The sequence below is a fragment of the Acinetobacter sp. AOR18_HL genome (assembly GCF_027855145.1).
GTDB classification, from domain to species: domain Bacteria; phylum Pseudomonadota; class Gammaproteobacteria; order Pseudomonadales; family Moraxellaceae; genus Acinetobacter; species Acinetobacter pittii.
Genome location: NZ_JAKTIG010000067.1, coordinates 1 through 3,864, shown reverse-complemented (window position 1 = coordinate 3,864; position 3,864 = coordinate 1). Strand labels below are relative to the sequence as shown.

At 34.2% G+C, this 3,864-nt stretch carries 3 protein-coding genes and 1 pseudogene; 3 read left to right on the top strand and 1 reads right to left on the bottom strand.

Features of this window, described 5'->3' with window-relative positions:
* The 3 genes and pseudogenes from MKL51_RS17450 to MKL51_RS17440 all read left to right on the top strand — a co-directional run.
* Window positions 1–435 (top strand): annotated as a pseudogene (locus tag MKL51_RS17450) (IS5-like element ISAba13 family transposase); the annotation flags it as partial.
* A gap of 796 nt (window positions 436–1,231) precedes the next feature.
* Window positions 1,232–2,008, top strand: a complete 777-nt coding sequence (locus MKL51_RS17445; protein WP_000104830.1) for a ParA family protein — start codon at window positions 1,232–1,234, stop codon at window positions 2,006–2,008.
* A gap of 18 nt (window positions 2,009–2,026) precedes the next feature.
* Window positions 2,027–2,926, top strand: coding sequence for a ParB/RepB/Spo0J family partition protein (locus tag MKL51_RS17440; protein WP_005130172.1), 900 nt, complete (start codon window positions 2,027–2,029; stop codon window positions 2,924–2,926).
* Window positions 2,927–3,139: 213 nt separating this feature from the next.
* On the opposite strand, the gene MKL51_RS17435 is transcribed toward MKL51_RS17440, so the two are convergent.
* A partial coding sequence (locus MKL51_RS17435) for an IS5 family transposase (RefSeq protein WP_104039724.1) occupies window positions 3,140–3,864 on the bottom strand: 725 nt, incomplete at its 5' end.

The window sequence follows — 3,864 nt, the reverse complement described above, 5'->3', positions numbered from 1 at the left end:
ACCAACAATGTGAGTGATTCACAGGTACTTGGTGATTTACTCGATCAGATTCCACAAGATGAGAGAGTTGACTCCGTCTATACCGATGGAGCTTATGATACCAAACAGTGCCGACAGGTCATTGCGGATCGGCAAGCACATGCAGTGATTCCACCAAGAAAAAATGCGAAGCCATGGAAAGATAAAAAGATGAGCTCGCTAGAACGCAATGAGTTGCTTCGAACAGTTAAACGTTTAGGAAGAACTATTTGGAAGAAATGGTCAGGCTATCATCGGCGAAGTTTGGTTGAAACCAAGATGCATTGCATCAAATTATTGGGGGATAAACTCAGTGCGAGAAATTTTCAAAGCCAAGTCAATGAGATTCATGCACGTATGGCAGTATTAAATAAATTTACGGACTTAGGCAGACCACATACCCGAGTTGTCACTTAAATTTGGCTCAATTAGGATCGCTTCTATCTTTCAAACCTTTATGCAACAAAGCCCTATTAAAGTGCAATTTTGGTACTATTCAGCCTTATGGTGGAATAAATATAAAAATAAACACTTTTAAGTGACAGTTCTTCCACCTTTGATAATTCATCTGTGTCGCTCAAGCAATCAATTTGAAAGTAGGAATAGCCTACAGCACCACTAAAGTGGAATTACTCAACATATACTCCACCATTAAAGTGACAAGCCTTCCACCATTCCGATATTCTTGACTATCAAACATCATGTTATCAATTAAATTTTATACAAATATTTTATCCACAGAATAAAAAACATCTAATGACAAGTCTTCCACCTTTATTTCAATAAAAACAAACTTATCAACATCACAAGCAGTTGAATTGTATTGTTTTAAATTAAAAAATACACATTAAAATAAATCACAATGACAAGTCTTCCACCATAGTGACAAACCTTCCACTTATCAGTGACAAACCTTCCACTTATTAGTGACAAACCTTCCACTTATCAGTGACAGGCCTTCCACTTATTAGTGACAAACCTTCCACTTTAAAAAATCTATCTAATTGTTTTTTAAACAAATAAAACTTGTTTAATTATAATTAACTAATTAATACTAATTAAAATTAGCTAGCTATATTTTTTAAAAAAGTTAAGAAATGTTTTTCCCACATCTTTTGAATTCAAAAGATAAAAATATGACAAAGGAACTGTAGCAAGTTGCTACAAATATCTTTATATTAAATGAAATCAAAGTAAATTCCTTAAGACAAATATGTCAACTAAAATCATTGCTGTAGCTAATCATAAAGGTGGTTGCGGGAAAACAACTACTGTAGTACATCTTGCTTCAGAGCTTGCTGAATTAGGAAATAAGGTCTTAGTAATTGATCTGGATCCACAAGCAAATGCAAGTTTACATATAGGATTAAGACACCCTAGCGAAGTTGAAACTACATCAGCTGAATTACTTATTGGTGATATAAGTCTATTATCGGAAGCATTAGAAGAAGAAACAAAATTTAAAAATGTTTCCTTAATATATGGCTCATTAACTCTTGGTAAAACTGAAGATCAATTGAAAGATGATGCACCAAGACCATCCGAGGAACTTTCAAATAAATTGGAAATTCTAGAAGGATTATATGACTACATTCTTATTGATTGCCCTCCTAGCTTAAAATTACTAACCAGCAATGCTTTAGCCGCTTCGACACATGTTATTGTTCCAATTGAATCTGGTTCACAATACGGTCTCTATGGTGTTACTGATTTAATTAATCATTTAAGTAAAATTAGAAGAGTTAACCCTGAATTAGAACTCTTAGGTGCTTTATTAATTAAACATGATGAGCGTCAGAATGTATGTAAATTAATAAAAGATGAAGCATTTAATCAAGTTGGAGAATTATTGCATACCACAATTCCAATGAGCACTAAGGTTAATCAAGCTGCAATTTTGCAACAACCTTTATTATCTGTTGATAAAAACTCAAAAGTTCGAAAAGCTTTTGAAACTTTAGCACAAGAAATTGTTCAGCGTGTCGGATAATATAATTCTGGAAATACTATGGTAAGTAATAAAGAGCTATTGGCTAAACGTCTTCAGCAAAATACTCAAAAGCATCAACATGCCCAAAAGGAGCATATTAACGATGTCAAAGAGCTAAGACGTAATGTACAAATTACAGATATTCAGGCTAGCCCTAACCAGCCTCGAAAACTCTTTAATCAACAAGATATTGAAGATTTAGCAGCATCAATTGAAGAAATTGGGCTATTACAACCAATTGCAGTTCGTAGAATAAATGATAAATATGAGTTGATTGCTGGTGAAAGACGATTGAAAGCCCACCAATTTCTCAATAAGAATACCATTGAAGTAATCATTATTGATGCATCGGATGAAGAAGCTGCTTTATTAACATTAGCTGAAAATTTAAAGCGAGAAGATCTGACAGATTATGAAATATATGTTGGATTAACTTCTTTGGATGAAAAATTAAAAAAAAATAAGCAGAAGTTAGCAAAGTCATTAGGTTTGAATCGTGAAGATATGTATAAATATTTATCTTATGAAAAATTACCTGGAGAGTTGATTGAAGATTTGGAGAAACAGCCGTCATTATTAGCACGGACCGCTGCTACAGCAGTGAAAAAGTTTCTATCAGATCATGATGAAAACCATGAAAAAGCTAAAGAAGCATTATTCGAAGCATGGTCAAAATTGCTTAAAAAAGAAGTTGAACAGACAAAACTGGCATCACTAGCTGAAAAAATCTTTAAGTCAAGAGAAACGAAAGAAGTAATTCAAACTTCAATTGTACATAAAATTGAATATGATGGGAAAGTTGCTGGTAATATCAAATTTGACCATAATACATTAAAGGTATCTTTAAAAATGGGCCAATTTGATGATCAAAATTTACAAGAATTAAAAGCTTTCCTAAAACGAATGTTAGAAAAATAAAGTAAAAAAATAGTGTAGCAAGTTGCTACACTATTTTTTGCAATTAGGAAAATTTATATAAGTAGTCATAATAATATTTTCATAAATTTGTCATGTAAATTGAATGTTTAAAGCGTATTTTTCGACCATCCTAAGATGAGTTGATGCAATGCTTTGGCATAGGCTTTGTTGCATAAAGCCTTTGAAGGTAAAGTTTTCCTAAGTTGCTAAAATTTAGGTTACAACTTGGGTATGAGGTCTGCCTAATTCTGTAAATTTATTTAATACGGCTACACGTGCATGGATCTCATTCACTTGGCTGTCAAAATTCCTTGAGTAGAGTTTATCGCCTAATAATTTGATGCAATGCATCTTGGTTTCGACCAAACTTCGCCGATGATAACCAGACCACTTTTTCCAAAGGGCTCTTCCTAGACGCTTAACTGTTTTTAGTAATTCATTTCTCTCTTGCGAATGAACTTTTGTATCTTTCCACGGTTTCGCATTTTTTCTTGGCGGAATCACCGCATATGCTTGACGATCTGAGATCACTCGTCTGCAGCATTTAGTGTCATAGGCTCCATCGGTATAGACAGAATCTACTCGCTCATCAAGTGGTATTTGACCAAGTAAATCACCGAGCACCTGTGAATCACTGATATTGTTCGTTGTGAGCTGAACTGCACGTATTTGCAGCGTTTCAGCATCTATACCAATGTGAAGCTTACGCCATTGTCGACGATATTCAGGCTGATGTTTCTTCCGTTTCCATTCACCTTCGCCCAAAAACTTTAAACCAGTTGAATCTACGAGTAGATGTAGACCATTGCTACTTTTTTGGTAGCTAATCGCAATATCAATATGTTTTTGTCTTCTGCAAAGCGTCGTATAGTCTGGCGCTGTCCAATCTAATCCGCAAAGTTTAATCAGGCTTTGTACAAAGCCAGTGACCATGCGTA

Excerpts from the sequence above, each read along its gene's own strand:
- MKL51_RS17445 (WP_000104830.1), top strand. The coding sequence starts at position 1,232 with ATGTCAACTAAAATCATTGCTGTAGCTAATCATAAAGGTGGTTGCGGG.
- MKL51_RS17440 (WP_005130172.1), top strand. The coding sequence starts at position 2,027 with ATGGTAAGTAATAAAGAGCTATTGGCTAAACGTCTTCAGCAAAATACT.